Origin of the sequence: Bacillus sp. FS02 (assembly GCF_024398395.1) — a bacterium.
Taxonomy (GTDB): domain Bacteria; phylum Bacillota; class Bacilli; order Bacillales; family Bacillaceae; genus Bacillus; species Bacillus altitudinis.
On the sequence record NZ_CP074101.1, the window covers coordinates 785180 to 808499 of the forward strand.

The 23320-nt window shown below is 41.3% G+C and carries 26 protein-coding genes; 5 read left to right on the top strand and 21 right to left on the bottom strand.

Going from position 1 to position 23320, the window contains the following annotated elements:
• Positions 1-12 precede the first annotated feature (12 nt).
• Together fabF and KFQ09_RS04060 are read right to left on the bottom strand one after the other, a co-directional pair.
• Positions 13-1254, bottom strand: a complete 1242-nt coding sequence (gene fabF / locus KFQ09_RS04055; RefSeq protein ID WP_008348501.1) for a beta-ketoacyl-ACP synthase II — start codon at positions 1252-1254, stop codon at positions 13-15.
• Positions 1255-1275: 21 nt separating this feature from the next.
• Positions 1276-2214: a beta-ketoacyl-ACP synthase III gene (locus tag KFQ09_RS04060; RefSeq protein WP_024720058.1), complete on the bottom strand. Its 939-nt coding sequence runs from the start codon at positions 2212-2214 to the stop codon at positions 1276-1278.
• Positions 2215-2383: 169 nt separating this feature from the next.
• On the opposite strand from KFQ09_RS04060, the gene KFQ09_RS04065 reads away from it, so the two are divergent.
• Positions 2384-2617, top strand: coding sequence for a hypothetical protein (locus KFQ09_RS04065; RefSeq protein ID WP_008348506.1), 234 nt, complete (start codon positions 2384-2386; stop codon positions 2615-2617).
• Between the two features lie 202 nt (positions 2618-2819).
• Here the strand turns inward: KFQ09_RS04065 and KFQ09_RS04070 are convergent, their stop codons facing one another.
• The 4 genes from KFQ09_RS04070 to KFQ09_RS04085 form a co-directional block, all read right to left on the bottom strand.
• The gene (locus tag KFQ09_RS04070; RefSeq protein WP_024720057.1) at positions 2820-3017 is read right to left on the bottom strand and encodes a ComZ family protein; all 198 of its coding nucleotides are present in this window, start codon (positions 3015-3017) and stop codon (positions 2820-2822) included.
• Positions 3018-3028: 11 nt separating this feature from the next.
• A complete protein-coding gene (locus tag KFQ09_RS04075; RefSeq protein ID WP_255836038.1) occupies positions 3029-3994 on the bottom strand; it encodes a BMP family ABC transporter substrate-binding protein in 966 nt (321 codons plus the stop codon).
• Positions 3995-4084: 90 nt separating this feature from the next.
• Entirely contained in the window at positions 4085-4660 is a 576-nt protein-coding gene (locus KFQ09_RS04080; RefSeq protein WP_039167361.1) for a hypothetical protein, read from the bottom strand.
• 75 nt (positions 4661-4735) lie between these two features.
• Positions 4736-5476, bottom strand: coding sequence for a hypothetical protein (locus KFQ09_RS04085; protein WP_007499048.1), 741 nt, complete (start codon positions 5474-5476; stop codon positions 4736-4738).
• A gap of 212 nt (positions 5477-5688) precedes the next feature.
• Here KFQ09_RS04085 and KFQ09_RS04090 point away from each other — a divergent pair, with 212 nt between their 5' ends.
• A complete protein-coding gene (locus KFQ09_RS04090; RefSeq protein WP_008348514.1) occupies positions 5689-5883 on the top strand; it encodes a YjzD family protein in 195 nt (64 codons plus the stop codon).
• A gap of 119 nt (positions 5884-6002) precedes the next feature.
• On the opposite strand, the gene KFQ09_RS04095 is transcribed toward KFQ09_RS04090, so the two are convergent.
• The 13 genes from KFQ09_RS04095 to KFQ09_RS04155 form a co-directional block, all read right to left on the bottom strand.
• Entirely contained in the window at positions 6003-7268 is a 1266-nt protein-coding gene (locus tag KFQ09_RS04095; protein ID WP_008348516.1) for an MFS transporter, read from the bottom strand.
• 169 nt (positions 7269-7437) lie between these two features.
• Positions 7438-7617 (bottom strand): YjzC family protein, encoded by a 180-nt coding sequence (locus tag KFQ09_RS04100; RefSeq protein ID WP_008348517.1) that lies wholly within the window; start codon positions 7615-7617, stop codon positions 7438-7440.
• Positions 7618-7720: 103 nt separating this feature from the next.
• Positions 7721-8671, bottom strand: a complete 951-nt coding sequence (argF, locus tag KFQ09_RS04105) for an ornithine carbamoyltransferase (protein WP_017360177.1) — start codon at positions 8669-8671, stop codon at positions 7721-7723.
• Positions 8668-11748, bottom strand: a complete 3081-nt coding sequence (locus tag KFQ09_RS04110; protein ID WP_255836039.1) for a carbamoyl-phosphate synthase (glutamine-hydrolyzing) large subunit — start codon at positions 11746-11748, stop codon at positions 8668-8670. The genes argF and KFQ09_RS04110 overlap by 4 nt, the downstream gene beginning before the upstream one ends.
• The gene (locus tag KFQ09_RS04115) at positions 11741-12802 is read right to left on the bottom strand and encodes a carbamoyl phosphate synthase small subunit (protein WP_017367005.1); all 1062 of its coding nucleotides are present in this window, start codon (positions 12800-12802) and stop codon (positions 11741-11743) included. Before KFQ09_RS04115 ends, KFQ09_RS04110 begins: the two co-directional genes overlap by 8 nt.
• A gap of 69 nt (positions 12803-12871) precedes the next feature.
• Positions 12872-14023: an acetylornithine transaminase gene (locus tag KFQ09_RS04120; RefSeq protein WP_255836040.1), complete on the bottom strand. Its 1152-nt coding sequence runs from the start codon at positions 14021-14023 to the stop codon at positions 12872-12874.
• Complete coding sequence (argB, locus tag KFQ09_RS04125; RefSeq protein WP_017360181.1) at positions 14020-14796, bottom strand: acetylglutamate kinase; 777 nt, start codon at positions 14794-14796, stop codon at positions 14020-14022. The genes KFQ09_RS04120 and argB overlap by 4 nt, the downstream gene beginning before the upstream one ends.
• A 14-nt stretch (positions 14797-14810) precedes the next feature.
• A complete protein-coding gene (argJ, locus tag KFQ09_RS04130) occupies positions 14811-16031 on the bottom strand; it encodes a bifunctional ornithine acetyltransferase/N-acetylglutamate synthase (RefSeq protein WP_007499060.1) in 1221 nt (406 codons plus the stop codon).
• 20 nt (positions 16032-16051) lie between these two features.
• On the bottom strand, positions 16052-17089 hold the full coding sequence (argC, locus tag KFQ09_RS04135) for an N-acetyl-gamma-glutamyl-phosphate reductase (protein WP_202734568.1): 1038 nt from the start codon (positions 17087-17089) through the stop codon (positions 16052-16054).
• Positions 17090-17227: 138 nt separating this feature from the next.
• Positions 17228-17776: an MFS transporter gene (locus tag KFQ09_RS04140; protein WP_048001695.1), complete on the bottom strand. Its 549-nt coding sequence runs from the start codon at positions 17774-17776 to the stop codon at positions 17228-17230.
• On the bottom strand, positions 17773-19218 hold the full coding sequence (locus tag KFQ09_RS04145; RefSeq protein WP_255836041.1) for an FAD-binding oxidoreductase: 1446 nt from the start codon (positions 19216-19218) through the stop codon (positions 17773-17775). The genes KFQ09_RS04140 and KFQ09_RS04145 overlap by 4 nt, the downstream gene beginning before the upstream one ends.
• 116 nt (positions 19219-19334) lie before the next feature.
• On the bottom strand, positions 19335-19643 hold the full coding sequence (locus tag KFQ09_RS04150; RefSeq protein WP_003211530.1) for a metal-sulfur cluster assembly factor: 309 nt from the start codon (positions 19641-19643) through the stop codon (positions 19335-19337).
• A 46-nt stretch (positions 19644-19689) separates the two neighbouring features.
• The gene (locus KFQ09_RS04155) at positions 19690-20475 is read right to left on the bottom strand and encodes an alpha/beta fold hydrolase (protein WP_041507472.1); all 786 of its coding nucleotides are present in this window, start codon (positions 20473-20475) and stop codon (positions 19690-19692) included.
• A 137-nt stretch (positions 20476-20612) separates the two neighbouring features.
• On the opposite strand from KFQ09_RS04155, the gene KFQ09_RS04160 reads away from it, so the two are divergent.
• The 3 genes from KFQ09_RS04160 to KFQ09_RS04170 all read left to right on the top strand — a co-directional run bounded on the left by KFQ09_RS04160 (position 20613) and on the right by KFQ09_RS04170 (position 21854).
• Positions 20613-21425, top strand: coding sequence for a Cof-type HAD-IIB family hydrolase (locus KFQ09_RS04160; protein WP_008348537.1), 813 nt, complete (start codon positions 20613-20615; stop codon positions 21423-21425).
• An 88-nt stretch (positions 21426-21513) separates the two neighbouring features.
• Positions 21514-21666: a hypothetical protein gene (locus tag KFQ09_RS04165; RefSeq protein ID WP_025207136.1), complete on the top strand. Its 153-nt coding sequence runs from the start codon at positions 21514-21516 to the stop codon at positions 21664-21666.
• Entirely contained in the window at positions 21663-21854 is a 192-nt protein-coding gene (locus KFQ09_RS04170) for a DUF3813 domain-containing protein (RefSeq protein ID WP_008348541.1), read from the top strand. The genes KFQ09_RS04165 and KFQ09_RS04170 overlap by 4 nt, the downstream gene beginning before the upstream one ends.
• Before the next feature lie 40 nt (positions 21855-21894).
• Here KFQ09_RS04170 and KFQ09_RS04175 read toward each other — a convergent pair whose 3' ends face one another.
• Positions 21895-22350 carry a BsuPI-related putative proteinase inhibitor gene (locus tag KFQ09_RS04175; RefSeq protein WP_008348542.1) on the bottom strand — a complete coding sequence of 152 codons (456 nt, stop codon included), beginning with the start codon at positions 22348-22350 and terminating at the stop codon, positions 21895-21897.
• A 14-nt stretch (positions 22351-22364) separates the two neighbouring features.
• Positions 22365-23207 carry a YitT family protein gene (locus tag KFQ09_RS04180; RefSeq protein WP_025207135.1) on the bottom strand — a complete coding sequence of 281 codons (843 nt, stop codon included), beginning with the start codon at positions 23205-23207 and terminating at the stop codon, positions 22365-22367.
• Positions 23208-23320 lie beyond the last annotated feature (113 nt).

Consider the following 23320-nt stretch of genomic DNA (forward strand, 5'->3'; position numbering starts at 1 on the left):
TCTTAAGACATATTACGCTTCGTATTTTTTGAAGATAATTGTCGCATTGTGCCCGCCAAAACCAAGTGAGTTGCTCAACGCAACTTGTACTTCTTTTGAACGTGCTTCATTTGCTACATAATCAAGATCACATTCTTCATCTGGTGTTTCAAGGTTAATCGTTGGCGGAATGACACTGTCTTTAATCGCCAGAACAGAGAAAATCGCTTCTACTCCGCCTGCTGCACCAAGTAAATGACCTGTCATTGATTTTGTCGAACTGATCGCAAGCTGATTCGCATGCTCTCCAAACACTTCTTTAATCGCCATTGTTTCAAACTTATCATTATACGGTGTGCTTGTTCCGTGGGCATTGATATAATCAATTTCTTCCACTGTTAAACCTGCATCACGAATTGCTTCTTTCATTGCACGTACGCCGCCTTCTCCGTTTGGAGCAGGTGCTGTGATATGGTATGCATCTCCAGTTGAACCGTAGCCAACGATTTCTGCATAAATGGTCGCACCACGTTTTAACGCATGCTCTAATTCTTCAAGAACAACAATTCCCGCTCCTTCACCCATAACAAATCCGTCACGGTTTTTATCAAATGGACGACTTGCTGTATCTGGATCAGGATTTGTCGAAAGGGCTTTGTTTGCACAGAAACCAGCAAACGACATTTTCGTTAATGGTGCTTCTGTTCCACCTGTAATCATCGCATCTGCATCTCCGCGCTGAATGACTTTAAAGGCATCACCAATGGAGTTTGTTCCTGTCGCACATGCTGTCACTGTACAAGAGTTAACCCCTTTTGCGCCAAGTGCAATTGAAATTTGACCTGTCGCCATATCTGGAATCATCATTGGAACGAAGAACGGGCTTACGCGTCTTGCTCCTTTATTTGAATACACTTCGAATTGCTCTTCGAATGTTTCAAGTCCGCCAATACCAGATCCAACCCATACCCCAACACGAGGTGCGTTTTCATCTGTAATTTCGAGGCGTGAATCTTCTAAAGCCTTTTGAGCAGCAACGACTGCATATTGTGTGAAGCGTGCCATCTTTCTCGCTTCTTTTTTCTCCATGTAATCTTCGATGTTAAAATCTTTTAGTTCTGCTGCTACTTTTGCTGTATATTCACTTGAATCAACACGTGTGATCGGGCCAACACCTGATACACCTGCTACAGCATTTTTCCATGTTGTCTCTACATCGTTGCCAAGAGGTGTCAAAGCACCTAATCCTGTAACAACTACTCGTTTCTTATCCATTAATTTGTGCACCCCACTCTTTTATCGGCCCCATCGCATAGCGATTGCGCCCCACGTTAATCCGCCACCAAAACCAACCATTACAATCACATCGCCGTCATGAATTTTTCCGGCTTCGATTTCTTCACATAGTGAAATTGGAATGGATGCTGCTGATGTGTTTCCATATTTATGGACTGTTTTCGACATTTTTTCAACTGGCAGCTCTAAGCGTTCGCGTGCTGCTTCCATAATGCGAATGTTTGCTTGATGCGGAATCAAGAAGTCTACGTCTTCTTTTGATAGTCCAGCTTTTTCTATCACGTTTACGCTTGACTCGCCCATTTGTCTCACAGCAAATTTAAATACTTCTCTTCCATTCATGATTGTATGATCTTTTTCATCTAAGTACAAGTGCTTCCCGCCTCTTCCATCGGCTCCAAGCTCAAATGATAGAATTCCCTTGCCTTCGCTGACTGTTCCTAGTACAGCAGCACCTGCTCCATCTCCAAACAAAACAGCTGTGTTGCGGTCATCCCAGTCGGTAATGCGAGAAAGCTTTTCTACACCAACGACAAGCACATGTTTGTAAGTGCCAGATTCGATAAATTGTTTTCCAGTAACAAGCCCATACATAAAGCCAGCGCAGGCAGCGCTAATATCCATTGCACATGCTTTATGTGCACCGAGCTGCTCTTGAATCATACAAGCGACTGTCGGAAATGCTTGATCTGGCGTAACTGTCGCTACAAGAATCATATCAATATCTTCTGCAGCCACATCTGCGTCAGCTAATGCTTTTTTTGCAGCAGCAAGCGCCATATGAGATGTATTGACATCATCAGATGCAATTCTTCTTTCTTCTATACCTGTTCTAGTACGAATCCACTCGTCAGAAGTTTCAACCATTTTTTCTAAATCGCGATTTGTTAATACTTTTTCAGGTATATAGCGGCCAAGGCCAATAATTCCAGCATTCATTGAATAAGACTCCTTTTACTCATACGAGCATGTGATATTGTGATCTTATATTAGTATCTGGTACTAATTTTACCTTATTTTTTTCTCCTTGGCAATACAAACGTCTAACCTTTCCTCTCACTTTTTTCATAGATTAATGATATACCAATAGTAGAAAGGAACATGTGATATGGCGCAAAAGGATATTTTCTCAGCAATGATGTTTGGTCAGCCACTTGAAAAGGAGAAAAGCAAGACAGAAAAAAAGGAGGAGCGTGCAGAGACTTCTTCAAGTGATGACTCCATTGACTACATGCATGTCATGAATCAAATTGGAAACATTATGAACTCCATCGATGAGCTGAAGCCTGTGTTTAAAGATGTTGGTCCTATGATTAGTGCCTTCAAGAAAAAATTATCATAAAAAAAAGCCACTATTCTGTGGCTTTTTTTGATTGTTGACAAAGGGCTAAAATATTTTAGCCCTTTGTCTTCTTCTCAGCGTGATAGAAAACCTTTGCAGTCTAGGAAGGACGAGCACTGGAGCGGAGCGAATTTGTCATTCGTGAGCACCAGCGCGCAGGACTGACAAAGAATGCGAGGGTTTGTCTACACGCTGAAAGCCACTATTCTGTGGCTTTTTCTGATGCTGCATCTGCTTTTCCAAGCTCATATGCCTCTTGCATGACAGATGTAAACAAAGAGAGAAGCGGCTGAAGTGCTTCTGGATCAAGCTGAATCCCTGCTTTATCTAATTCTTCTTTTGCTTGTGGAAAATACTTCATCGCAATTTGTAAAAACTCCATCGATTTTTCGTGTTGCATGTTCAACGTCCTCACTTTTCATTTGGCAATTTGCCTGTTTTTTTGTAATTCGCAATATCCTTCTCAATGTCTTTCACAAAAGCGCGGTCTATGGTTGAGCTAAATTTCCCCATTTCGATCACTCCTTCTTTAAAGTCAAAGGAGTACTCACCTTGTTCGTTTAGCTTGCCTTCATTAAACTTCTTCGCAATGATACTGTACGCTTTATCGACATGCTGTACAGTGCTAGTTAACACCGTATGGCTTCCAAGGTTGGATTGATCAGTGACATATCCGATCGCAGTTAGATTGTCGGTTTTGATTTGTTCAATGACAGGGATATTATAACCATCACCTGCTGGATACACAACATCTACACCTTGTTTTTTCAATTTTTGATAGAGGTTCACCGCTTTGTCAGCATCATCCCAGTTTTCGACAAATTCCGCTAGGACTTGCACATGTTCATCCTGATATTTTGCACCTTTGATAAAACCGTCTACTTCACTTTGCCAATCATATGTAGCCAGAATACCAATCTTTTTTGTTTTGGACATATGTGCTGCTGTCATGCCTCCGAAAAAGCCCATTGCTTCTCCTTTAAACGTGACGTTTGTGACATTATCAGCTTGAGGCTTGCCTCCATTGACCGTGATAAATTGTGTTTTCGGATAATCTTCACTGATCAAGTTGAAAATTTCGCTGTATTCATTGCCATGGCCAATAATCAAATTGACTCCTTTTTTATGAAATTCTTCAATGGCATCAACGATTTTCTCCTTGTCGACCATCCCTTCCTTATAATAAACATCTACACCAAATGTTGATTGGATATTTAATAAGCCTTTATAACCTTTCGTTCCCCAAACTTGATCATTAATCGTATCGGGGACGAGTAAACCCACCTTCTCAATATGTCCTTTTAACGGCGCCTGCGAGCAGGCAGATAGCATAAGAAGAAGGAACGAAAAGATCATGACAAGCCGCTGGTACTTCATGCCATGTTCAACTCCCTTTGCAACACGCAGGCATGAACCTGTATGTTAAATATAGGTTTATTTTATACTGAAAAAAGATAAGATGGAAGATCATTCTTGCTTTTTGTCGAAAAATGTTGAGTTTTGTCTTTTCCATTCTGCTATGATTTCTTCTGCTTGTTTGTCACCTGTTTGTCTTTCTACCTTTAATTGATGGATCATTTCCTGCCTTTGATCAGTGCGTGCCCACTTTAAAAGCTCCTTTGCGACATCTTCTACAAAAAATGCGTGATCATCCTTTATTCGTCTCTCTTCATGGAGTGTCCACGGACCAAACATGCGTGGAAGGATAACAGCCGAAACGCTTTGTTCATGCGAATGGCTTTCGGGTTCTTCGTAAAACAAGCGGTATATGCCATGCTTCGCTTCGAGGTCTGTCTCTCTGTTCATTGAATCATCTGATTGAAAAAAGATCAGGTCATATGCCTCTTTCCTATCTTGACCATCAATAACGCGGACAAGATCATTGCGGCCAAGCCACATCATCCGCTCTTCTAATAACATTTTTTGCTCCTCTGACTGCTCCTTAGGATATGTGATATCCACTTGTATGCCCTCTTTCATCATATATTCACAAAGTGTCAGGCCAAAAAATTCATCTGCACCTATGATCAGTCCTGTTTCCATGTTCATGTCCCCTTTTTTAGCATATCGAATAAAAAGAAGAGCCCTTTCCATGAAGGGCTGTTATCATCCTATTCATTACAATTCTCTTTCATGCGATTTATAAAACTTGTGAATGGACTGAAAGATTCTTCTTGGATGATCAAACATATGCAAGGTAAGGTCCATCTGACAATGGTCTGGATTCATCATATGTTGATCAATAAAAGGCTTTGCATGTAGTTCATAGGCATACGGTGCGCCGTTTAGTCTCTGCCATATATGAATCGGTACATGAGCTGAATGAACGGGGCAAGAAGGAAGTGGATACGTTTCTGCTTCCTTTGCAGAGCACCCATAGCTCTGTGCGAGTTCTTTCATGAACTGTTTGTAGAAGAATTTGTGTTCCTTTTCTCTTTCTCTTTGTGCTTGCAGGTGTAAACATGGATTCATCATGGCTATAGACCTTAGCACTTCTGGCATTTCTTCGGCAAGACTCATGGCGACAAGTGCACCCATTCCCTCTGCCAGCACATGAATTTCCCGGTTTAATATTTCTTGTTTTAATGTGTGATGAACAAGCTGTTTCGCACTAAAAACAGCATCTTCACATCCCCAGTGATTCCCATGAAGATGACTATTAAACAATGTATATCCTTCATCCTTTAAAGCAGTTAAAAGCTGGTTTCTTCCGTAATGCTGAAGCCAGAATGATGTATTTTCCTGCACAAAGTGATTTCGGTCACCGAGGATTAGAATGCCAAAGCCATTTGGTTTTTGAGGAAGGTGAATGACGTTCCACTGGGAACCAAGCTGGAAAAAACGTTCGCTTACACCCATATGGCCAGCCTCCTTTCAGTGATTCTGCTTTCTATGATATGAACAACAACTCTTGTAGGAATAAGGAAATCCCCTAAAGACAGAAGAATTCTTTTTATTTTTATAGTAGAAGGTCTCAAAATGGTCACATAAAGGCGGAAAACAGTCTTTTCTCTGAACTCGTATCTATGGTATGATAGTCAATAGATTGTTACATAAAGGACGGTGGAATAATGCATTACATTATCACCCTCATTTGGACTTTTCTGCTGACACATATGGCTGGTTACATCGTTGCATCTATGAATGGAGCTGCTTATGATTTTACGTTAACTTCCATTCTTGCCATAGTGTTTACGGTTATTTTATTCATCTTTGCTGAAGTAAGTCCAATGAAAGAAACAGAAAGTTCAACAGAACATTCTTAATATTGCTGGAAAAGAGCTAATGATTTGAGATTAGCTCTTTTTCTTTTTTTCAGAATGATGACTAGAAGTTGAGAGCGCACGCTAAAACCCCCTGCCGTCAATTACAGGGGGTTTTTGAGTTACACCTCAACCGTTTCGGACTTCTGTTTGTCTGCTGACAAATGGCTTTTCGCTAGCCCTGTGAACAGGAAGATCGCGATGCCTGATAAAATCTCAAGCACACCACCCCCCGCAATGACAGGTCCTGCTCCAAAGCGTTCTGCCAGGACGCCCGATATGACGGCTGCAAGCGGGAGAAAGACATTTGATGACGCATTGATCACGGCATATACTTGCGGCTGATCTTCTTGGTCAACAGACGTTTGAATAATGACCATCTCTGGGACATTGATTGCACTGACGGCTGCACCAAAAATAAAGGAAGCTAGAAGAACGACTGGAAGCCATGTACTCATTCCAGTGATAAAGAATGCAGCTCCTTCAATCATGCCTGCGACAATAAAGAACAAGCCGAATCTTTTGATTTTCACCTTCGCCAGTGCAAAGCCCATCATAAATGCACCGACTGCGGCGACACCTCTTAAAATGGAATACACCATTGAATCACTTTGCAGCGCTTCTGCTACATATACAGCGGATAATGCCTGCCACGGAGCTGCGGCGACATTCATTAAAATACAATAAAGGGTCAGTGCAAATAAAATATGATGATTTTTAACGACTAGAAAGCCTCTTTTTAAGTTATACAGATATGTATTCTTTGCTTGTTTAATGCCTGCTGCTTTTTCTTCGTCAGACTTCTTCAGTTTAACGCCAATAATAAACATGCCCGATATGATGAATAAAGCAGTGGTGATCAGGAGCGTATCTGCAGGTCCAATTAATTTGACCAAAAGACCAGCGACCATCACCGCAGCAAGTGCGACAATTTCAAAAGATGATTGCAGGATCGCATTTGCTTTTTGAATGAGATGCTTTGGAACAATCTGAGGCAGGATGGCCACAGAAGCCGGGTTATATGCTGCACCTGTTGCCGATTGAATAACCATTAATGAGATCAATAACCATAGAGGCAATATGTGCGAAAAATGCAGTAGTGGAATAATGAGTACAATGGTTGCTCGAATGACATCTGAAGCAAACATCCATTTAGATAAATGATGTCTTTTCATAAGAGGTCCTAGTATTGGGGCCAACAATGATGAAGGAAGAACTGTCACTGCTAGAAGAAGTCCGGTACCGAGCGCTCCATCCCCTCTTAAAATCAATAACCAAAGAACGGATGTAAAAGCAAAACTTTCTCCTGTATTTTTTATGAGTCTTGATATGAACAATGAGGTGAAGCGTTTATTCCAAACACTTTCACTGAGATTCATCTTTTCCATCACACAAATCCTTTCAACCTTATACTATTCTTACATATTTTACCTTAAACTTTCTTTTTTTCATACTATTTATTTGAAAATTGGAACTTAATTGTTTTTTATTATAAAGAAAAAAGAGGCATGACACATGCCTCTAAAGACTTATTCATATGGACTCTTAGTCAATTGCTTAAGGCTTTCTTTGGTAAGTCCAAACACGGTTATGGTTCGAGTTATCCGGAAAGACGTCTCCTGCTTTAAGCTTTATCTTTAAAGGATCTTTCACCATACTACCGGTCTCACCGATTTCGATATAAACACCATTATTAGGTGCCTTATTACCAGATTTAAACTGATGCTGTTGACCCATTTCCATCCTCCTTTCTCGATTGATGTTATTATGTCCCGTCCATTGCCTCTCCAATCCAATATGTAAAAAGTCCCTGCTCAGCCGAGACAGGGACACTTGTGATTTATTTAGGTTGTTGATACATGAGCTCTTTGATTAACGCTTTTTGCACATGCAAGCGATTTTCTGCTTGCTGGAATACTTTAGAGTGTGGTCCATCAATGATATCAGCCGTCACTTCTTCTCCTCGGTGTGCCGGCAGACAATGAAGGAAGATATAATCTGCTGCTGCATGTTGCATGAGTTCCTCATTGACTTGATATTCTTTAAATTCAGCTAGACGTTTCTCTGTTTCAGCTTCCTGTCCCATGCTTGTAAATACGTCTGAATAAATGACATCTGCATCCTGAACAGCAGCTACTGGATCTGTTGTGACGATGACTTCTGCGCCTGATTGTTTTGCAAACGCCTGGGCAGTCTCTGTCACTTCTTGAAGAGGTTCATAGCCTTTTGGTGATGCAACGGCAATGTCACAGCCTAACTGCGCGCAGCCAACCATTAAGGAATGAGCCACATTATTCCCATCACCGATGTACGCCACTTTCACACCTTTTAGTGTGCCTTTTGCTTCTTTAATCGTCAGTAAATCAGCCAGTGCCTGACATGGATGAGAGTAGTCCGTTAGTCCGTTGATCACTGGAATAGAGGCGTATTTTGCAAGTTCTTCTACCTTCTCATGTTCAAAGGTTCGAATCATAATGCCATCTACATACCCAGACAGCACCTGCGCTGTATCACCAATCGTTTCTCCTCTGCCAATTTGCAGATCATTTGAGCTGAGGAAGAGCGCATGTCCGCCTAGCTGCGTCATGCCCGCTTCAAACGAGACACGGGTTCTAGTTGAAGATTTTTCAAAGATCATCGCTAATGTTTTTCCTTTGAATAAATCTTGATATGGATGTTGTTTCATTTCTTCTGCTTTTTCAATTAAGTACGCAATGTCATTGATCGAAAAGTCTTTTAACGATAAAAAGTCTTTTCCGTATAATGCCGGTTGCACGTCGACTTGGCTCATGCCGTCACTTCCTTTTTATATAATTCGTGGAGAGATACTGGTGATACATCTCCATCTTTTCCTTGCAGGAACGCTTGCGCTGTTTCATATTCGGTTAGAACTTGAACACCATGTGTGAGTGCTTTTACACGCTGTTCTTTTGCCTCTTCATCATCACCTAAATGAATGTGAAGCGATTTATCGTCTTGTTGCAGCCACGATTCAAAGCTGCCAGTCCAGACGTCAAAGCCTGCTCGTTTTGCTTCATCTACGAATAATTCACTGCCTTGTATAAAGAGGCTTCCTTTCTGTTTCCAGATCGGTGCAAACACTTTTTTCAAGGCGCTTTCGACGTTCTTTCCTACACACATTCCTTCACCCGTCGCCTTCATTTCAGGTGTGAGCTTTAAATCGATATCTTGAATGGCGTGTGAGGAGAAGACTGGGAATTTAACAGCTGTGCCCCCCTTATTCTTCGTTGCCGGTTTCAATTCTTCAAGCGTTGCACCAGCTAACAGCTGAGTCGCCATTGGGATCATGTCAACACCCATGACTTTACTTACAACTGGAACAGTCCGGCTTGCCCGAGGATTCACCTCTAATACGAGCGCCTGGTTCCCTTTTATCACAAATTGAATATTCATAATGCCTTTAAAAGCTAATTTCTTTGCGATTTGTTCAGAAGCGTTATACACCTGCTCTTTGATGTCTTCACTAATAGAGACACTTGGTAAGATGGCAAAGCTGTCACCTGAGTGTACGCCCGCTTTTTCAATATGCTCAACGATTGTTGGAATGAATGTCGTTTGTCCGTCTGAAATGAGATCCACTTCCACTTCTTTTCCAGTGACATACTCATCAATTAAGATCGGATAAGGTAAATGATCTGGCTGATCAAGTATTGCTACCAATTGAGCTTCTGTATGGACAACGATCATGCCCATTCCCCCAATGACATATGATGGACGAATAAGAACAGGGTACCCGATGCTTGCAGCATGCTCCAGTGCTTCTTCTTTTGAATGTGCTGTATCTCCTTTTGCATGAGGAAGATTCAGTTCATCAAGAAGCTGATAGAATAAATCGCGATCTTCTAATGCATCTAGTGTGTCAAAGGACGTGCCTAACAAGGTAACGCCGGCTTTTTCTAAACCTTCCGCCACATTGATTGCCGTCTGCCCGCCAAATTGAACGATGACAAAATCAATTTGCTCCGCTTCAACTACGTTTAAAATATGTTCTAACGTGATCGGCTCAAAGTATAAACGATCTGCAATCTCATAATCGGTACTAACCGTTTCTGGATTGTTGTTCATCATGATGGTTTCAAATCCAAGCTTTTGTAGAGTAAGAACGCCGTGAACGGCACTATAATCAAACTCGACTCCCTGCCCAATTCGAATCGGACCGGAGCCAATGATGAGTGCACGCTGCTTTGTTTTCTCTTGATGCTCTCCATCACTTTTGCCAAAGTACGTAGAATAGAAGTAATTCGTTTTTGCATCGAATTCAGCCGCACATGTATCGACAATTTTAAATGAAGCGGCAATGCCATACTCTTGGCGAAGCTGTCTGATATCTTGTTCACTGCGATCCGTCAGAGAAGCGATTGTTTCATCAAGGAAACCTTTTTCTTTTACCTTTCTTAAGGTGTCTTTGGATAGCGTCCCCTGATGGTTCTTCAATTCTTGTTCGAGTGTGATCATATTCTTGAAAACATGTAAGAAAAACAGATCAATCTTCGTCGTTTCATGAATCGTTTCAACGGTTTCTTGTCTGAAAAGAAGCTCCATGACTGCGAAGAAACGGCGATCGTCCGGTGTTTTGATTAATTCAAATAACTGTTCAGTCGTATGTTCTTTCAGTTCAGGCAAGTGGAAGCCCTTTGTTTTGATTTCAAGCGATGCGACGGCTTTTTGAATGGCAGATTCTAAATTACGGTCAATCGCCATGACTTCACCAGTCGCCTTCATTTTTGTGCCTAATTTCCGGTCTGCCTGTTTAAATTTATCGAACGGCCAGCGCGGGAATTTCACCACGACATAATCGAGTGCCGGCTCAAAGCTAGCATACGTTGTTCCTGTAAGCGGATTTTTCAATTCATCTAGTGTATAACCGACCGCAAGTTTTGCCGCCATTTTGGCAATCGGATAGCCTGTTGCTTTCGATGCAAGAGCAGAAGACCGGCTGACCCGAGGGTTGACCTCAATGACAAAGTATTCTTTGCTAAGTGGATCAAGAGCGAACTGGATATTACAGCCGCCAACGACATCAAGCGCTGAAATAATTTTTAAGCTTGCTGAGCGGAGCATTTGATAATCCTGATCCGTTAATGTCTGTGACGGTGCAACGACAATCGAGTCACCTGTATGCACACCAACTGGATCGATATTTTCCATGTTACATACAGTGATACACGTATTTTGACGATCTCTCATGACCTCATACTCGACTTCTTTAAAGCCAGCAATGCTTTTTTCAACTAAGCACTGATGAATCGGACTCGCTAGAAGAGCACCTTCAATCAGCGGTTTAAAAGCCTCTTCAGTTAAAGCGATGCCTCCCCCTTTACCACCAAGTGTGTAGGCTGGTCGAAGAATGACGGGAAAGCCCACTTCTTTTGCAAATTGAAGGGCGTCTTTCGCATTATCCACAATTTCACTTTCTGGTACAGGTTCATTCAAATGCTTCATGAGAGCACGGAATTTCTCACGATCTTCACCGTTTTCAATTGTTTCAACTGACGTTCCGAGCAGTTTTACCCCATGCTTTTTCAGCACACCGGCTTTTTCCAGCTCGACAGCAAGGTTTAAAGCCGTCTGTCCGCCAAGATTGGCTAAAAGACCATCTGGTTTCTCTTTTTCAATGATTCTTGTCACTGAATCAACTGAAAGCGGTTCAAAATAAATTTCATCAGCAAATGACTCGTCTGTCATAATGGTTGCTGGGTTGTTATTCACTAAGATGACGTTGTAGCCTTCTTCTTTTAAGGCCATACAACCTTGTGTTCCTGAGTAATCAAATTCTGCTGCCTGACCAATGATGATTGGACCAGACCCGATGACTAGAATGGTTTGTATGCTTTGATCTTTAGGCATGTGCGACTTCTCTCCTTGCTTGTTTCACTTTCTCAATAAAATCATCGAATACCCATTCACTTTCTGCAGGGCCTGGGTGTGCTTCTGGATGAAATTGAACGGACATAATCAGCTTCTCTTTATGAATGAATCCTTCAACAGATCCGTCATTCACGTGGAGGAATTTGACGTCCACTTCTTTGTCATTCATGCTTTTTTCATTGACCACATAGCTATGATTTTGGCTTGTCATAAAGACACGTTTTGATTCTGTATCTTGTACAGGATGATTCGCCCCGCGGTGGCCAAAAGGAAGCTTATACGTATCCCCGCCAAGCGCAAGAGCAATTAATTGATGACCTAAGCAAATGCCTAGTGTCGGGAAGGTCATCATGATGTCATGAATGGTTTTTAAATATGGCTTCATTGTTTTTGGATCTCCAGGTCCATTTGACAAAAGGATCGCATCTGGCTTGATATCAAATACCTTTTCCATTTGTTTGTACGGAATCACTGTGACTTTACAGCCGCGCGCTTCGAGTGAGTCCGCAATTGATTTTTTAAAGCCAAAATCAATGAGCGCTACATGATCCTCGCCGCTGCCTTGTGTGTATACTTCATCTTCTGTGACCTGCTCAACCACATTGTCTTGCTTCATTGCAGGTGGCGTTTCATTTTCGTCTAAACTAAGCACTGCATTCATCGTTCCATTTGCTCGAATGTTCTGCACGACTGCGCGAGTATCTGTATGTGTAAGAAGCGGAATATTCCACTTCTGTAAATAATCTTTTAAGCTTACGGCTGCAAGGTGATGAGAAAAATGGTCAGCCGCCTCATAGACAACGACCGCTTTTACTTGTGGTTTTTTGCTCTCAAAATCTTCATGATTGATGCCGTAATTTCCGATGAGCGGATATGTGAAGACAATGATTTGTCCTTTATAAGAAGGATCTGTGAGCACCTCTTGATAACCTGTCATCCCTGTAAAAAAGACCACTTCACCTGTCATGCCAGCTTCTCCTGTCAGATCTCCTTCAAAAGAGGCTCCATCTTCTAAATTTAAATAACCTTTCATGCTTGTGTCACCCCATATTGAATAATTAATAATATAAATGCATGTTTATGCGTTCTGGTGTAAAAAAATTTAGACCTTTACTGTTTCATTTGCTAACACTTGAATGACCGCTTCTATTGCTTGATCCAATTCAACTTTTTTGACATTCAGTGGAGGTAATAAACGAATGACATTCGGACCAGCTGGAAGCACCAGCAAACCTTGCTCTCGAAGGGCTGTGATGTAATCACCTACTGGCTGATGACACTCAATTCCTGCCATTAATCCTTTGCCCCGTACTTCTTTCACGATGTTCAGCTGTTTGACTTCTTGCAGTCTCTTTAAAAGGTACGCACCCTTTTCTTTCACTTCTGAAAGAAAGTCTTCTTTGAATATTACATCAAGGGTTGCGTTCACAGCTGACATAGCGAGCATGTTGCCACCAAATGTTGTGCCATGAGAGCCTGGAGAAAAGGCATCTCCTAAAGCTTTTTTCCCTATCACTGCACCGACTGGAAACCCACTTCCTAAACCTTTTGCGGATGAAATAATATCAGGATCAAGTCCCGATTGCTCATAGGCAAATGCTGTCCCTGTTCGCCCAATACCCGTTTGGATTTCATCTACAATCAGCAGTGCTTGATGTTTTTTGCAAAACGTTTGAACGGCTTCTAGAAATTCAGCAGTAGCAGGATTCACTCCACCTTCACCTTGCACCACTTCCAGCATGACCGCTGCGACATCATCGATTTCACACGCTGTGATCGCTTCAGGGTCATTAAACGGTACATAATGAAAGCCTTCCAGCATCGGTCCAAAACCAGTTTTGATTTTATCTTGACCTGTGGCAGCCATACCAGCATACGTGCGCCCATGGAAAGAGTGCAAAAACGTCACAATATTTGTTTTACCTGTTGCTTTTCGGGCCAATTTGATAGCCCCTTCATTCGCTTCAGCCCCGCTGTTGCAGAAAAATACGAGATCTCCTGAACTGTTGGCTGCCAGCTTTTCCGCTGCTTTTTCTTGCAGTCCATTTTCAAATAGATTTGATACGTGCCAGACCTCGTCAAGCTGCTTCTTGATGGCTTGATTGACCTTTGGATGATTGTGACCTAAATTCGTGACCGCAATGCCTTGTATAAAGTCTAAATATTTTTTCCCAGTTGTATCAACTGCCCAAGAACCTTCTGCCTCTTTAATTTCAACATTCCACCGTCCGTACGTTTGAAAGAGATGACTCACAGGACCGCCTCCTTTTGTTTTACAATTCGAGTTCCTTTAAAGGTATCTCCTGTAAAAATACTGCCTTTTCCATTCACAATCATGACTTCATCCACATCTCCTGATAAAGCACTTAGCGCAGATTGCACCTTTGGAATCATTCCCCCGGAAATAATGCCTTCATCGATGAGCTTGAGCGCTTCTTGTTCGGTGACAACGTCTAACAGCTCACCATTTTTTAAAATTCCTTCCACATCTGTGACAAACATGAGCTTATCAGCTTTCATAGCTCCTGCGACTGCTGATGCCGCAAGATCAGCATTTACATTTAACGTTTGGCATTCTTCGGTCATAGATAGCGGCGCAATGACGGGAATGAATTGTTTCTCCATTAGTGCTTCTGCCATCTCTGGATTGACTTCTTTGATTTCGCCAACGTACCCATATACATCTTGATCGAGAAAATCGGCGACAAGCATCTGTCCATCTTTACCAGATACACCGACAGATGATATATCATGCTTTGCCAGCTCTGAAACAAAGTATTTATTCACCGTTCCTGAAAGGACCATTTCGGCTACCTCTAACACCGGCTTTGTTGTTTTGCGCTGTCCATCTACAAATTCCGTTTTCACTTCTAATTTTTGCAGCATGCTCGTGATTTCAGGTCCTCCGCCATGTACGATAGCCAGTTTAAATCCAGCAGCTTGAAGTGAGCGGACATTTTCATAAAAGGTATCGGAAAGTTCTCGAATGACACTGCCTCCACACTTGAACACGATCGTTTTATCCATGTCTATCTCCTTCATTATGTGCGATAGCTCGCGTTAATTTTCACATAATCATAGGTAAGGTCACAGCCCCATGCGGCCGCTTCACCATTTCCTTCATTCATTTGAATGAAAATCGTAATCTCATCCTGCTCTAGATACGCTTTTGCTTCCTCTTCTGAGAAAGACTGAGGTTCATTATGTTTAAACAGACATTGACCGCCTAAGTAAACTTCAACCTCTTCTGGCGTGACAGAAGCTGCGCTATGACCGATTGCTCCGACAATCCGGCCCCAGTTGGCGTCCGTACCGTATACGGCTGTTTTCACAAGACTTGAACCTACGATTTTTTTTGCAATAATACCAGCTTCTAAGTTGTTTTTTGCACCAACAACTTTTGCTTCGATTAATTTGGTTGCGCCTTCTCCGTCTCTTGCAATCTCTTTTGCTAGATCTTCGCAGGCTAGTTTTAATCCTTCTTTAAACAATGGCCATTCTGGATGTTCTTCATTCAGTGCCTGGTTTTCTGCCATTCCATTTGCCATCACAAGCACCATATCGTTAGTTGATGTTTCTCCATCGACGGTAATTTGATTAAACGTCACATCTGTAATGTCACGAAGAGCATTTTGCAAAGCTTCTTGTTCGACATTTGCATCGGTTGTGACAAACCCGAGCATTGTTGCCATGTTCGGATGAATCATACCAGAGCCCTTTGCTGCACCAGAAATGAGAATCTCTTTCCCGTCTATCGTCAAGGAGTATGTCGTATTTTTAATGACTGTATCTGTTGTTAAAATCGCTTCTTCAAAGTGGCCATTTCCTGCTTTTGCTTCTTTTAGCTGAGCGATGCCTGTTTTGATTTTATCCATATCCAGACACTCTCCAATGACACCAGTAGAAGAAACGGCAATGTAATCAGGCTCTGTGCCTAACATGTCTGCACAGGCTGCCTGCATGTCGTATGCATCTTTTAATCCCTGCTCACCTGTGCATGCGTTGGCGATGGCACTATTGACAATGACACCTTTTAGTTTGCCCGTCTTTTTTAAGCTTTTTTGTGTGACTTGAAGAGGCGCAGCTTGAAAGTGACTTTGAGTGTATACCGCTGCACTCGCTGCTGGTACTTCACTGATGATCAAGCCAAGGTCTTTTTTTGAATAGCGTAATCCTATATGAATCCCCTTTGCTTCAAAACCTTTTGGTGATGATACGTCCCCGTCTATTTTGACAATACTTTTTTCATTCAATTCGATCATGTTTGTTGTCTCCCCTGTTCTTATGGATAGAGAGGTGTCATTGTGAGGCCCGCCTCTTCATGTAAGCCTTTGATGATATTGAAGTTTTGAACCGCTTGGCCGGCTGCGCCTTTCATGAGATTATCTATGACAGATACAATCGTCAGTCTGCCTGTTCGCTCATCTAAATGAAAACCAATGTCACAGAAGTTACTGCCGTATACTTCTTTTGTTTGCGGATATATCCCATGATCTCTCACTCTTACAAAATAGGAATCTTCATAAAAGTCCTTCATCCGTTTCATTAATTCTTCTTTTGTGACATCTGCTTTCAATTGTGTATACATCGTCGCCATAATCCCTCTTGTCATCGGGACAAGGTGTGTTGAAAATGTGATGTTCGCCGTTTGCGGGTTCCATTCTCTAAGTACTTGTTCTATTTCAGGTGTGTGCTGATGTTCATTCACCTTATAAATTTTAAAGTTATCGTTCAGCTCTGAAAAATGTGTGCCAAGTGAGGCTGATCGTCCTGCACCGGACACCCCGGTTTTTGCATCTATTATGATCATAGATTCATCGATTAAATTCTGTTTCATCAGCGGTGCTAATCCTAGAAGAACTGCAGTAGGAAAGCAGCCTGGGTTTGCAATGACTTCCGCTTGCTTAATGGTTTCACGATTCAATTCAGATAATCCGTATACAGCTTGTTGAACCGATGCTTCATCCGCTGCCCTTCGTTTATACCACGCTTCATAAACAGTTCCATCTTGAATGCGCAAGTCACCTGATAAATCAATAATTGGCACTCCTTGATTCATGAGCTTCGGTGTGAGTTCACTTGAAACGCCTGCTGGTGTCGCTAAAAACACAGCATCTGTTTCTTGCACAATGGCAGCCGGATCAATGGCTTTTAATGTTTGGTCAGTAATCGTTGTCAGATGCGGATAAGATTGACTGTATAATTGTCCATCACCACTTGATGAATACAATATACATTCCTCCACATGTGGATGCTGCTTAAAGATACGAACTAATTCCGCACCACCGTACCCTGTAGCACCTATAACACCTATTTTCAACGTCAATACACCCTCTTGATCTTTGTGAAATTATTTAACATTATAACATGTATAAAAATTAATTCAATTGTATATTTAATATTTGTTTTCATTTTTTTTCATAAAAAAATCCACATATCTTCGTGAGACATGCGGATTTTATCTATTGTTCTTCATATTGAGAACCAAAAGCGCACTGCATAAATATAATAGGGAACTTGCATAAAAAATCAAATGAATGGTGAAAAAATCAGCAAACAGGCCGCCAAGCATGATGGCGATAGATGAAAAAAGCGCTGTCCAAAAATGATAGTGCCCAACTTCTTTCATTCGCTTCTTCTCATTTGTGAGTTCGGTGACGAGCAGTTTCTCTCCGTGCTTCTGAACACCACCTAGCACACCTAAGGCAATCTGAATCATATAAACTTGCTCTACTTCTGTGATATGTGGAAAAAGGAGAAGAAGAAACGCCATACCAAACGAATGAATGATTAAAAAGAGACGCCTGTCGGTCGTTTCAGGAAGTTTTCCTAATAATAAATGAATGAACGCACCGCTCAAACCAAACAGACCATAAGCAAGACCAAATTGAGAATAGCTCGACCCAACATTTTTAATAAAAAGAATATAAAAAGGGAAAATGAGACTACTGGCGAAAAACAGTAGACTTTGTGAATAGACGAACCATTTCATTGCTTTAGCATTCATTGTGTATTGTACCTTTCATAAAAGTAGTTGATAAATCTGCCATCTGGATCTGCTTGCTTTTTCTTTTGAAAGAATAGATCGGTTTTTGGATACGCTTGTTTCATTTGTGCTTTCGTTTGATAAGGCATGTATGGTAAGTAATAGCTTCCATGGTGCCGCAAGGTGATATCTGTCATTTGCCGGATGACCCGCTCTGCTTCTGCCTTCTCTTCTTTCTCAAAACCATAATTCACTAACAAAACAAGTGCAAACATATCTTCTTTCGCATATGAGAGATCCGCTTTTTCATTTTTTTGTACGTAACGGATCGTGATGTTCATTAAATTCAATTTTTCCTGTTGTAAAAAGCTTCTCATGTCATCGATATACGCACGAAAACGATCAACTGGAACAAAGTATTCTTGAAGCACATCGGTATCTGACTCATTTTCATATTCTAAAAAAGCAGAATCAGACCGCATCACGTTATTTCTTGTGATCAGCTGGTCATTTTGACTTTGAAAATACTTCTTTTGCAAGTTCCATAGCAAATCTTTCCCCATATCAAATCTTCTCGAAAGGCCGAGCATAAATTTTAAAGGGATGACGAGCTGATCTTCTTTGAGCTCGCGGTATGGATCGATCTGTTGATCAGAAGTAAGTGAATAATTCGTCACATACATCTCTTTCAAAAAATTTGTTTTCGCTGTAGAGATTCTTGCGAGATGCATGCGCACTTCTTTATTGTTCTTTACATGCTTTTGAAAATAATCAGTGTATTCATCGAAGTGTAGAGAGGTTGTCTCCATTTTATATAATTCATCCTTTGTTAAGGACAGCTCAACATCTAAAATGACACCGAATAAGCCGTATCCTCCAATCACGGCAGTAAATAAATCATCGCTAGGCTTTACTGTGATGATCTCTCCATCTGCTTTTAACAGTGTGAAAGAGCGCACAGTGTCAATAAGTGAGCCGTAGCGAATGTCACGTCCATGTGCATTTGCACTTAACGAGCCACCAATCGTAAAGATGTTTTGAGATTGCATCACCTTTACTGCAAGACCATATGGGTTCACATATGTTTGAATATCATCCCATGTGGCGCCGCTCTGGACCCGAATGGTCTTCTTTTTTTCATTAAATGATACGATTCGGCGAAATTTCGTCATGTCTAGTACAATGCCATTTTCATAATACGTGTGGCCGCCCATACTATGCTGCTTTCCGGCGATTGAAATGGGCAGATTCTTCTCTTTTGCTTCTTCTAATACTTCTTTTAAAGATTCTATTTCTTTTCCTTGCACGACTTTTTTTATTTTGACCGGCATGAGGTGACTCACATCTGTAAACGCCTCAAGTCCTTGTCTTTTGTGTGCTTGATCTTCACGTATAGAGACTGATGCAAAAAAGGCAGCACCATATCCCATCAAAAGGACGATCCATATCCACTTTCGTTTCATTATAGGTACTCCGTTCTATAAAATTACATCCATTATATCAAGCCATACTCCTCCTCTACCTTAATTTTTCATAAAAAAACCTGGTACGAGTTCTACTCATACCAGGTCGTATTTACTTATTGAATACCAAGCGCAATTTTAGCGTATCTTGACATTTTGTCACGTGTCCAAGGTGGATTCCATACGATGTGAACTTCAGTTTCCTTCACTTCAGGCAAGTCGCTCAATGCTTTTTTCACTTCATCCACGATAACTGGTGCAAGAGGACAGCCCATTGATGTTAAAGTCATTGTGATATCCGCTTTTCCATTCTCATCAAGATCGACATCATAGACAAGTCCAAGGTTGACGATGTCTACGTTTAACTCAGGGTCAATCACCTGTTCTAGGGCGCCTAAAATATTTTCTTTCAATGCTTCATCCATGATATCCACTCCTTTTTCAACTAGTATAACGTACTTTTCCTTTTGGCTAAACGTTTGTGCTTTTCAGGTGTGTCACAAACCAATCAATCGTTTCAAACATCGCTTGTCTTGAGACCTTATGGCCAGCCTGTCCATCTGTAATAAAACGAATCAGGTGCGGATCTTCTTTATATTGGGTTTCTGCTAACTCGTCATAAAGAGCTTTTGCATGTCTGTAAGGGACAACTGGATCGTTTTCTGCATGCCAGAATAACAGCGGTCTTTTGTTTAATCGATCTGTTTGTAGCGTTAAATCATAAGGACGCAGCGCGTCTAATTGCTGATGAACCTCTTCATCTGTAATCTCTTTCATCAACCCTTTGTGCCGCATGTCCATAATTTGTGCTTGTAGGAATGTCGTATATTTCGGACTGCCCATCAAGCTGACTGCCGCTTTAATCCAATCATGTTTTGCGAGTGCACCAAAGGTCGTGATGCCTCCCATGGAAGTACCTGCAACACCTATTAGATCGGCTTCAATCAATTGTTTTTCTTGAAAATATGTTTTTAAGATATCGATTTCACGTATTTCGTTCAGGACGATTTCCCAAAACTTTGATGCCAGCTCCTCTAAGCTGAGGTTTTCTGATCTTACACCATGATAAGCACAGTCAGGCAAAATGACTCTCATGCCTTTTTCCGCCAAATGAAAGGCGAAGTGTAAGTTGTGCTCGCGTGCACTTGTAAATCCATGTATAAAAAATACAAGTGGCATCGGTTTATCTTTATTTTCAGCTTTTACGATATGTAAAAATGGAATATCGTGTGTCATTTGCTCATCAATGGTGATCACAGCCTATGAATCCTCCTTTATCATTCCCGTCTTTGTTTATTTTAACATGTAGACAACGAAGATGTGATAAAGATACACTATAGGTGGAGGCACCCGCACCAGCTGCCTCCTATTACTTACAGATCAAAGGAGATTTTATGGAGACTAAACCTTATCTAATCGCACTTGACCTGGATGGCACGTTATTAAAAGACGATAAAACGATTTCTGCACACACACTTGATGTCATTCAAAAAGTGAAAGACAGCGGGCATCATGTCTGTATTTCAACTGGCCGGCCATTTCGTTCCAGCTCTCCTTATTATCAGCAATTGCAGCTCGATTCACCGATTGTGAACTTTAATGGAGCGTTTGTCCATCATCCTCTTGATGAAAAATGGGGCAGATTTCACACATCACTTGATCTTCAAGTCGTGAAACAGCTTGTGGATATTAGTGAGGAATATAAAGTACACAATGTGTTAGCTGAAGTGCTAGACGATTTGTATTTCCATTATCATGATGAAAAGCTCATTGATATATTTAATATGAATGCAAACAAAGTGACCGTTGGAGACCTTCGGAACAATCTTGGAGAGAATGTCACAAGCGTCTTAATTCACGCAAAAGAAGAAGACGTCGGAGCGATTCGGAGCTATTTGACAGATGTTCATGCAGAAGTGATTGACCACAGACGCTGGGCTGCTCCGTGGCACGTCATTGAAATCATTAAAACAGGTATGAACAAAGCCGTTGGACTGCAAAAGATCAGTGATTATTACGGTGTGCCTCAGGAGCGGATTGTGGCATTCGGAGATGAAGACAATGATTTAGAGATGCTTGAATTTGCTGGATGCGGGGTTGCAATGGGCAACGGGATTGATGCAGTGAAACGCGTCTCTAATGAAGTGACAGATACGAATGAACAAGATGGGATTGCAAAATTCCTAACGAATTACTTCTCGCTTTAATTTTTCCATTCATACATAGCAGGTCGAAGCGGGCATACTACCGTTAGACAGGTTGTCCTGTCAGCTTGTGTAAAGGGGCGGATTCCGAATGGGTAAAAGAAGCAAATCGAAACGCTTTATACAACAAGGTAAAGATTCAGTCAGTCTACATGACGCACGTTTTCCGTATCGTTCCACACTTGAAGAAGCTACGGAGGACAGGGGAAATATGAAGACTGATGCTTCTGGAGGTTCATTGTGAGAAACGAACTTTTTGATCAAGCCAAATCATTTACTGAGGAAGCCCTTACTTCTTCATTTCCATCTGGTTTAGAGCGTCAACAAGCAGTTCAGCGAGCTAAAAACGCCGTATCATCTGCATTTGCTAATTCGACAGATGCAGAAAGAAACCAGCTGCATACGTTCCAAGACCTGCTTGATGATCTTTAACGAAAAAAGCTGTCCGCTTTGTGGACAGCTTTTCTTATGCTTATTTCACTTGGAACGTTTTCTTCTCAGTGATTTGCTTTAGCCCTTCTGCTTTTCCTTTAAATGTGACGACCGCTTCATACGTTCCCGGCTCCACACCGTTTGACCACGTATCTTGGAAGTCATATGTTTCATCTGCTTTCAGCACAAAGGATTGGATAGCTTGTGTAAACATACGGTCTTTCGAGTAACGGTATTTTTCATTTCCATCTTCATCGTACACACTCAATTCGAATTTTTGGCTTGTGTTAAACGTGAATTCAATATCTCGATCTGATTCATTTTTTAGTGACATATGAAATTGAACCGAAGAACCTTTTTGGACGGGGTCTACTGTGAGTACAACGGTTTTTTCTCCCATTTGACCGGATACCTCCTTGTCTGGTTCATCCTTTTTTTGTTGCCCACAAGCTGTTAAAACCAATAGAACGAGAAAAAGCACTAACCCTTTTTTCATCTTCTACCCACCTTTTAATCTCGTCTGAAAAATCCAAGAATATTGGTTGTTTGAACAATATTTGTAAAGGCTTTTGGATCGACTTCCTTTATAATTTGTTCAAGTTCATACAGCTCATACCTTGTAATGACAATGACCATCATTTCTTTTTGTTCATTGGTAAATGCCCCTTTGGCCGGAACAGTCGTAATACCTCTGACCATTTTTCCATAAATGGCTTCTTTGATTTCATCTGCTTTCTTTGTCACAATCATGGCGGTCAGCTTTTCATGTCTCGTATGGATGGCATCAATTACCCTAGTCGTCACATATAATGTGACAAGGGTATATAAAGCTTTCTCCCAACCTTGTAACAATCCTGCTGTAAAAATGATAATTCCGTTTAAAATGAAGAAATACGTGCCGACTGGTTTGTCTTTCCATTTCGCTAAAATCATCGCAATAATGTCAAGGCCGCCTGTAGATGCCCCATATTTCAGTGTAATCCCAATGCCAAGTGCAGAAATGACTCCGCCAAATACAGCATTTAATAAAATATCTTCAGAAACACTTGTCTCTGGTAAAATGCCGAGGAAAATAGTTGTCAGTGCCACACTAATAATGCTATACAAAGTAAAGGAACGACCAACCTTCATCCAGCCTAAAATGCCGACCGGAATGTTTAAAATAAATAACAGGATCCCTGTTGATAAATAAAACGGTGCATATTGATCGATTAAACTGGATAACAGCTGGGCTACCCCCGTAAAACCACTTGCATATACGTCAGCAGGGATTAAAAATAAATTCAGCCCAATCGCATTGAGTAAGGCACCAATGACGACGACGATGAGTTTTTTTGCTTCTCCAATGAACATGTTGTCATTCCTCCACTTACCATTCTCTCTATGGTTTTCCCTAAAATTTAGAATTTGAACACGAAAAGATGATTTTCTATGATATAGTTAGGCTAAAAAGATGTAAAATATGG

Coding starts and splice junctions, on each gene's coding strand:
- KFQ09_RS04140 (WP_048001695.1), bottom strand. CDS start 17,776: ATGAATGCTAAAGCAATGAAATGGTTCGTCTATTCACAAAGTCTACTG.
- KFQ09_RS04145 (WP_255836041.1), bottom strand. CDS start 19,218: ATGAAACGAAAGTGGATATGGATCGTCCTTTTGATGGGATATGGTGCT.
- argF (WP_017360177.1), bottom strand. CDS start 8,671: ATGAGCCAAGTCGACGTGCAACCGGCATTATACGGAAAAGACTTTTTA.
- KFQ09_RS04075 (WP_255836038.1), bottom strand. CDS start 3,994: ATGAAGTACCAGCGGCTTGTCATGATCTTTTCGTTCCTTCTTCTTATG.
- KFQ09_RS04160 (WP_008348537.1), top strand. CDS start 20,613: ATGGAGACTAAACCTTATCTAATCGCACTTGACCTGGATGGCACGTTA.
- argJ (WP_007499060.1), bottom strand. CDS start 16,031: ATGATCGAATTGAATGAAAAAAGTATTGTCAAAATAGACGGGGACGTA.
- KFQ09_RS04065 (WP_008348506.1), top strand. CDS start 2,384: ATGGCGCAAAAGGATATTTTCTCAGCAATGATGTTTGGTCAGCCACTT.
- KFQ09_RS04115 (WP_017367005.1), bottom strand. CDS start 12,802: ATGAAAGGTTATTTAAATTTAGAAGATGGAGCCTCTTTTGAAGGAGAT.
- argB (WP_017360181.1), bottom strand. CDS start 14,796: ATGGATAAAACGATCGTGTTCAAGTGTGGAGGCAGTGTCATTCGAGAA.
- KFQ09_RS04060 (WP_024720058.1), bottom strand. CDS start 2,214: ATGAATGCTGGAATTATTGGCCTTGGCCGCTATATACCTGAAAAAGTA.
- KFQ09_RS04180 (WP_025207135.1), bottom strand. CDS start 23,207: ATGTTCATTGGAGAAGCAAAAAAACTCATCGTCGTCGTCATTGGTGCC.
- KFQ09_RS04080 (WP_039167361.1), bottom strand. CDS start 4,660: ATGGAAACAGGACTGATCATAGGTGCAGATGAATTTTTTGGCCTGACA.
- fabF (WP_008348501.1), bottom strand. CDS start 1,254: ATGGATAAGAAACGAGTAGTTGTTACAGGATTAGGTGCTTTGACACCT.
- KFQ09_RS04110 (WP_255836039.1), bottom strand. CDS start 11,748: ATGCCTAAAGATCAAAGCATACAAACCATTCTAGTCATCGGGTCTGGT.
- KFQ09_RS04100 (WP_008348517.1), bottom strand. CDS start 7,617: ATGGGTCAACAGCATCAGTTTAAATCTGGTAATAAGGCACCTAATAAT.
- KFQ09_RS04175 (WP_008348542.1), bottom strand. CDS start 22,350: ATGAAAAAAGGGTTAGTGCTTTTTCTCGTTCTATTGGTTTTAACAGCT.
- KFQ09_RS04165 (WP_025207136.1), top strand. CDS start 21,514: ATGGGTAAAAGAAGCAAATCGAAACGCTTTATACAACAAGGTAAAGAT.
- KFQ09_RS04085 (WP_007499048.1), bottom strand. CDS start 5,476: ATGGGTGTAAGCGAACGTTTTTTCCAGCTTGGTTCCCAGTGGAACGTC.
- KFQ09_RS04095 (WP_008348516.1), bottom strand. CDS start 7,268: ATGGAAAAGATGAATCTCAGTGAAAGTGTTTGGAATAAACGCTTCACC.
- KFQ09_RS04150 (WP_003211530.1), bottom strand. CDS start 19,643: ATGGATGAAGCATTGAAAGAAAATATTTTAGGCGCCCTAGAACAGGTG.
- KFQ09_RS04070 (WP_024720057.1), bottom strand. CDS start 3,017: ATGCAACACGAAAAATCGATGGAGTTTTTACAAATTGCGATGAAGTAT.
- KFQ09_RS04090 (WP_008348514.1), top strand. CDS start 5,689: ATGCATTACATTATCACCCTCATTTGGACTTTTCTGCTGACACATATG.